Origin of the sequence: Thermovirga sp. (assembly GCA_012523215.1) — a bacterium.
Taxonomy (GTDB): Bacteria; Synergistota; Synergistia; order Synergistales; family Thermovirgaceae; genus 58-81.
Genome location: JAAYIZ010000284.1, coordinates 20,969 through 27,028, shown reverse-complemented (window position 1 = coordinate 27,028; position 6,060 = coordinate 20,969). Strand labels below are relative to the sequence as shown.

At 56.1% G+C, this 6,060-nt stretch carries 7 protein-coding genes; 5 read left to right on the top strand and 2 right to left on the bottom strand.

The window, feature by feature from the left end:
* From GX108_07765 to GX108_07750, 4 genes are all read left to right on the top strand, one after another.
* On the top strand, positions 1-243 hold a 243-nt coding region (locus tag GX108_07765), incomplete at its 5' end, for a YidC/Oxa1 family membrane protein insertase (protein ID NLO56925.1).
* Between the two features lie 24 nt (positions 244-267).
* Positions 268-930, top strand: coding sequence for a single-stranded DNA-binding protein (locus GX108_07760; GenBank protein ID NLO56924.1), 663 nt, complete (start codon positions 268-270; stop codon positions 928-930).
* A 70-nt stretch (positions 931-1,000) separates the two neighbouring features.
* Complete coding sequence (locus GX108_07755; protein NLO56923.1) at positions 1,001-1,819, top strand: SAM-dependent chlorinase/fluorinase; 819 nt, start codon at positions 1,001-1,003, stop codon at positions 1,817-1,819.
* 40 nt (positions 1,820-1,859) lie between these two features.
* The gene (locus tag GX108_07750; GenBank protein ID NLO56922.1) at positions 1,860-3,269 is read left to right on the top strand and encodes a DegQ family serine endoprotease; all 1,410 of its coding nucleotides are present in this window, start codon (positions 1,860-1,862) and stop codon (positions 3,267-3,269) included.
* A gap of 55 nt (positions 3,270-3,324) precedes the next feature.
* Here the strand turns inward: GX108_07750 and GX108_07745 are convergent, their stop codons facing one another.
* On the bottom strand, positions 3,325-4,803 hold the full coding sequence (locus GX108_07745) for a HAMP domain-containing histidine kinase (GenBank protein NLO56921.1): 1,479 nt from the start codon (positions 4,801-4,803) through the stop codon (positions 3,325-3,327).
* A 44-nt stretch (positions 4,804-4,847) separates the two neighbouring features.
* The gene (locus GX108_07740; GenBank protein NLO56920.1) at positions 4,848-5,528 is read right to left on the bottom strand and encodes a response regulator transcription factor; all 681 of its coding nucleotides are present in this window, start codon (positions 5,526-5,528) and stop codon (positions 4,848-4,850) included.
* A 254-nt stretch (positions 5,529-5,782) separates the two neighbouring features.
* Here GX108_07740 and rpsO point away from each other — a divergent pair, with 254 nt between their 5' ends.
* On the top strand, positions 5,783-6,049 hold the full coding sequence (rpsO, locus tag GX108_07735) for a 30S ribosomal protein S15 (GenBank protein ID NLO56919.1): 267 nt from the start codon (positions 5,783-5,785) through the stop codon (positions 6,047-6,049).
* The last annotated feature ends 11 nt before the right edge of the window (positions 6,050-6,060 follow it).

Genomic DNA, 6,060 nt, shown 5'->3' with positions numbered 1-6,060 from the left:
GGTTTTGTCACTTGGTTCCAGCAGCAACTCAGCGGGAGCTCCAATCCCCAGATGCAGTTCATGAACTGGTTCATGCCGGCTTTCCTTACCTTTATCTGCCTCAGCCTGCCCGGCGGAGTGCTCCTTTACTGGGGGGTATCCTCGCTCATCGGCGTGGGGCAGCAGTGGCACATCAAGAAAAAAACCGAGGAGGAGATGCGCGACAAGCCCGTTCTTCTAAAGGAAAAGCCCCAGAAGAAGTAAGGCAGGCCATAGTCCCTCGATGGAATGAAAGGGGTTAATACTGTGGAAGAGCATGAGACTTTTGAAGTTGAGGTAAACTCCCTGGAAGAGGCCCGCCATATCGGTTCCCTCCGTTGGTCCGTGGATCCTTCTGATATAGATATCCGCGTCATGGACGAGGGCAAAAGGCTTTTCGGCATCCTGGGCAAGAAGATCCGCGTCGCCCTGACCCTGAGGCCAAGAAGACCCGATGGACCTTCCCCCGAGTCATACCCTTTCCTGGAGGGCCTCATCAAGAGGATGGACCTTTTAATCGAACCCGAGGTCACCGGGCCAGGCAGTATCGATCTGAACGGAGAGGACGCTTCGATAGCCATAGGCAGGTCCGGCGAGACCCTTCGAGCCATCGAGTTCCTCACCAACCTGGTCCTCCGCAACGAGGACCGGGGGCGGAGAATTCGGATCGACAGCGGCGGTTACAAGGCCCGCCGCCAAGAGAGCATTGAAAAGATAGCCCTTGCAGCCGCCAGGGAGGCCAAGAGAAAGGGGCGGCCGATCCGCCTTGAACCGATGACCAGTTGGGAGAGGAGGATCGTCCATATCTCTCTCAAAGAGCGGGATGACGTCTCGACCTGCTCGATAGGGTCCGAGCCCTTGAGGAGAGTGGTGGTATCTCCTATTCATAAAGGCAATCACGGGATGGCCTGATCGACCTACTTTTTTCCTGCGGGGTCTGCCCTGGAATTGTTGATGGTATATTTAACGGGGGTGTTCGGAAATGACCGGGGAATTCAGATGCGTCACCTTTCTTTCTGACTTTGGGCTGGCCGATGAGACCGTGGCCTGCTGCAAGGGACTCCTTTTGCGAAGAGGGGTCACCTTGCCGGTGATAGACATCAGCCACGAAGTTCCCCCCTTTGATATCATTTCCGGCGGTTGGATGCTCGCGGGGGCGGTTCTCTACATGCCCGTCGGTATCCACCTGGCCATCGTGGACCCCGGCGTAGGAACCCAGAGGAGGATACTGGCCCTTCGATCCGGCAGGGGAGATCTCTTCGTCGGACCCGATAACGGGCTCCTCGTCCCAGCAGCGGAGAGGACCGGGGGCATCAGCCGGTGCTGGTCCATTGAGCGTATCCCGGGTGAAATGGAGCACGTTTCTCCGACCTTCGACGCCAGGGATATTATGGCCCCCGTGGTGGCCGACCTGGTAGGCGGAAAGCCTCCCGATAAATGTGGTAGGGAAATCCCCCAGGGGGATCTCAACCGGTTCCCGTTGCCTTCGCCCCAGTCTACGCCGAGCAAGATATCCGGCCATGTAACACTCGTGGACGCTTTCGGGACCATCAGAACCGATATTCCCTGGGACCACCTGGGGAAACTGGGAGATTCAGAGATAAAGGTCAGCAGCGGATGGCTTTTCAGCATCCCCGTGGGGCGAACCTTCTCCGATGTGAGTTCGGGGGAGATGGTGGCCCTGGAGGACAGCTGGGGATTTGTCTCCATTGCTGTGAACAGGGGCAGGGCCTCCGATATGCTTGGATTCAAACCTGGAGATCCAATTTCCGTAGATTTGACGATACCGGGGCGCTCCTGAGGGGGGAAAATTGTCTCAAAGCATTCAGGAGGTGGCTCGAATGAAGAGATATAAAGGAACCAGGATCTTTACGGCAACACTCTTGCTTCTCCTTTCGGCAGCTGTTGTTTTGTCCCTTTCCCCCGGCCCGGTAGCGGCGCAGGATGTTTTCACCGGTAACCCGATAGCCAGGATCGTGAAAGAGACGGCGCCGGCAGTGGTCAATATCGACACTGAAGCGATCGTCCAGCGATCCTCCTCGCCCTTCCCGGATGACCCTTTCTTCAGAGAATTTTTCGGCGATCGCTTCGACCGTTTCACCCGGGATGTGCCCATGAGGGGCAAGGGCTCCGGTTTCATCGTCACCCACGACGGTTACATCCTCACCAACAACCACGTCGTAGACGGGCCCGACAACATGACCATCGAGGTTACACTCTCCGATGGAAGGTCCTTCCCGGCAAAGATCGTGGGCAAGGATCCCTCCTACGACCTGGCGGTGATAAAGATCGATGCCAAGGATCTTCCCACCATTCCCATGGGTGATTCCGACAAGCTGGATGTGGGGGAATGGGTCATAGCCATCGGCAACCCTTACGGCTTCGAGAGTAGCGTCACCGTCGGCGTAGTGTCGGCGAAGAACCGGTCCGTCAGGGCCAGGAATCTGAACTTTGATGGTTTCATCCAGACCGATGCCGCCATCAACCCGGGTAACAGCGGTGGGCCGCTCCTGGACCTCTCCGGCCGTGTCATAGGCATCAACACGGCCATCGTCCCCTATGCCCAGGGCATAGGTTTCGCAATCCCCGTGAACATGGCCAAGCAGATAGTGGATGACCTTATCCAGTACGGGAAGGTCAACAGGGGATGGCTCGGAGTGTACCTTCAGCCCCTTACCAAGGAGTTCGCCAGCGCCTACGGCATAAAGGCAGGAGAGGGAGCCCTTGTGGCGGACGTGGTCAAGGGGTCGCCCGCACAGAAGGCCGGGGTAGCCAGGGGTGATGTCATCACCGAAATCGATGGCCGAAAGGTCAAGGACCCGGGCGACCTTGTCGTCGCTATCCGCCAGCATCTCGCCGGTGAAAAGGTCGAGTTGACGGTCCTCAGCAAGGGCGTCCAGAGGAAGAAGATGGTGACTCTCTCGACGGTGCCCTCCGACGTATCGGAGGCTCCCACCAAGCAGGAACCCGTAAGTTCCTCGAAGCTGGGCATATCGGTCTCGCCGGTCACGCCGGAGTTGAGGCAGAAGTACAGCATCGAGGAGGACGGTGGAGCCGTCATTACCGGCGTCCTCTCGGGCTCGATCGGCCAGAGAATGGGACTCCTGGAAGGCGATGTGGTCCTGGAGGTCAACGGGGAAGCCATAAGGGATGTGGCCAAGCTCGAAGAGATCCTCTCAAAAGACCTTAAGAATATTGCCATGCTGGTCTTCCGGGAGGGCAGGACCTTTTACGTGTCGGCGAATCTCTAGGATTTCTTCACCAGGTAAAGGTCAGGGGGCCTAAGGGCCCCCTTTCTTTTTTCCGTTATTCCAGGTCGTAGTCCTTAAGGGATTCCCTGTCCAGTGGGAAGCGGACCCTGAAAAGGGAGCCTCCCCCTTTGTGGGATTCGACCTCGACGAAAGCGTTGTGTATCTGGGCGATCCTCTTGACCAGGGGAAGACCGAGGCCGTAGTCCGGGGTGGTCCTCGAACTGTCAGCCCTCCAGAACCGATCGAAGCAACGGTTGATCTCCTCGGGGTCCAGCCCCGTCCCTTTGTCTTGGACCTCCAAAATCGCATGGTTTTTCCCGTTGTCGATGTAGGTGGTTATTTTTATCCTGCTGCCCGGCGGTGAGTACTTGCTTGCGTTTTCAAGAAGGTTGTTGGCGAGCCTCAGTATCATGACCTCCCGGCCGCGGGTCGGGGCGGAGTGCAGGTCCTTTTCGACACTTTGCCCCCTCCTCTGGGTGATGCTCTCCATGTTTTCCACGGCATCCTCGGCGATTATGAAGAGGTCTACCGGTTCCATAGAGTCGAGGCCCCTGAAATCGTCGAGCCTGGCCAGTTCAAGAAGGGCACCCACCAGGTTCTGCATGTCGTCGATGTTGTAGGTAAGTTCCTGGAGTTTTTTGATGTAGTATTCGGGATCCCTTTTCTTCAGCAGAGCGATGTCCACCGCCCCCCTCATGACCGCCAGGGGGGTCCTGAGTTCATGGCTGGCATCGGAGGTGAACTGCTGGAGGTTTTTCATGCTCCTTTCCAGGTTTTTGAGCATGTGGTTAATGTGGGTTACGATCTCGCCTATTTCCCGGTCCGAGCTGAAGGGGGAGGGGTCTATGGACATGTTGTTGATGGAAACTCTCGCCAGGGCCCTGTTGATGGCTTTGAGGGGTTTCATGGCTCCCGCGGCAAGTAGGCTTCCGGCAGCGATAGACACGATCATGCCGGCTGCGCCGGCCAGGATCGTCATCCAGAAGAGCAATTGCCTGGATTCAAGAAGCCATGCCAAGGGTGCCATGGAAACGAGGATTATCTTTTCATCCTCGAAAAACGTCACAGCGACCAGGGTCCTCCAGATGTCCCGATCCGAAAGGCAATGCCACGGCAGGATCCACCAAAATCTCGGCATGAACCTGTTTTTCGATGGGTCGAAGGTGAGGGGCCTCCCCTTGTCGGAGGCCCTAGCCAGTAGATCTTGGGGGACGAAGGGTGCCGAAGGGCTGGGAGGGAGGTGGAACATCAGGGCTTTGTCCTGGTTGTAAACCTGGAAAACCACTCCCAGGGTCCTGCTCCCCCTGGCCTGGAGAGGGAAGCGGCCGGCCTTTTCGTGAAAAGCGATCGTTTCCTTCATGCTCATAGCCAACGTGCCGTCGATCCTGCCTATCTCGAAAGAGGTAAAAAAGGTGAATACGGCCATCCCGAAGAGGGCTATGGTCACCATGATGGTCAGGGCGGAAAATAATACGAGCCTGAAACGGAACGAGCGGAGCCTTAACGGCCGCCGCCCGTCGATAGTACTTGCCATTTACACCGACATCCCATGCCTGCGGTCGTGAAGAGCTAAAGTTTTTATTCGTAATCCGGACAGGTCACCTTGTAACCGACACCCCTCACGGTCACGACGACTGTATCGAGGTTGAAAGGGCGGAGTTTGTCCCTGAGGTATTTTACATGGACGTCGACCACGTTGCTGGTGCCGTCGTACTCCTTCTTCCATACCAGGCCTATGATCTTTTCCCGGGAGAAGACCTGGTTCTCATACCGCATAAGCAGTTCCAGTATGTCGAACTCCCTTCTTCTGAGGGGAATCATTTCCCCTTCGGCCTTGCACTCCCTCGCGATGGGATCCAGCATCAGGGGTCCGCAGTGGAGGACGGTCCTTTTCGGTTCCGTTCTCCTGCGTGTGACGGCGTTTACTCTTGCCACCAGCTCGCGGAAATCGAAGGGTTTGACCAGGTAGTCGTCGGCTCCCCGGTTGAGGCCTTCCACCCTGTCCTCGATGGAATCCTTGGCGGTGAGCATGATAACCGGGGTGTCCTTCCCCTCCTCCCTCATCTTTTCGATCAATTCAAAGCCGTCCATCTCCGGAAGCATGATGTCCAGGACGATGCAATCATAGTTGTTGTTGCGGATCTTACTCAGGCCTTCTATTCCATCGAAGGCGCTGTCCACTGAAAACTCGAGTTCATTGAATCCTTCCGTCAGGACCTGGACTAGGTCCCTGTTGTCCTCGACAATGAGAATATTCATCGTGTTTCTCCTTCCTTTCGATCAGATTCTTTACAGTCCGTATTAAGAATAAAAGCACATAATTAAAAAAATGTCGAGTGCAGAATGAGCAGAATCTTATGAAATCTCTTCCCTGGGATTCATTTTTCCCCTCGTCACTCCGGTTCGTTTGCCCCGCTCTCCCCATGGTGATATAATTTGTGCACCCGTTACTAGGTTGCGCGAGTTTCTCGCCCTACTTGGTTCCGGGAATAGACACCCAGAGGTGAAGGCAAGTGCTTGGGAAGGAGAAGAAACAGGGCATCATCGAGGAGTACAAGACCCATAACGCGGATACGGGTTCACCCGAAGTCCAGATCGCGATCCTCACCACCCGCATAAGGGATCTGACGGAGCACCTGAAGGTTCATAAGAAGGACCACCACTCCCAGAGAGGTCTCCTCAAGATGGTAGGGCGCAGAAGAAGGCTTCTCCTGTACCTCAGGAACAAGGATTTCGGACGTTATAGCGATCTGATCCAAAAGTTGGGCCTGAGGCACTGATCGTTATCGTC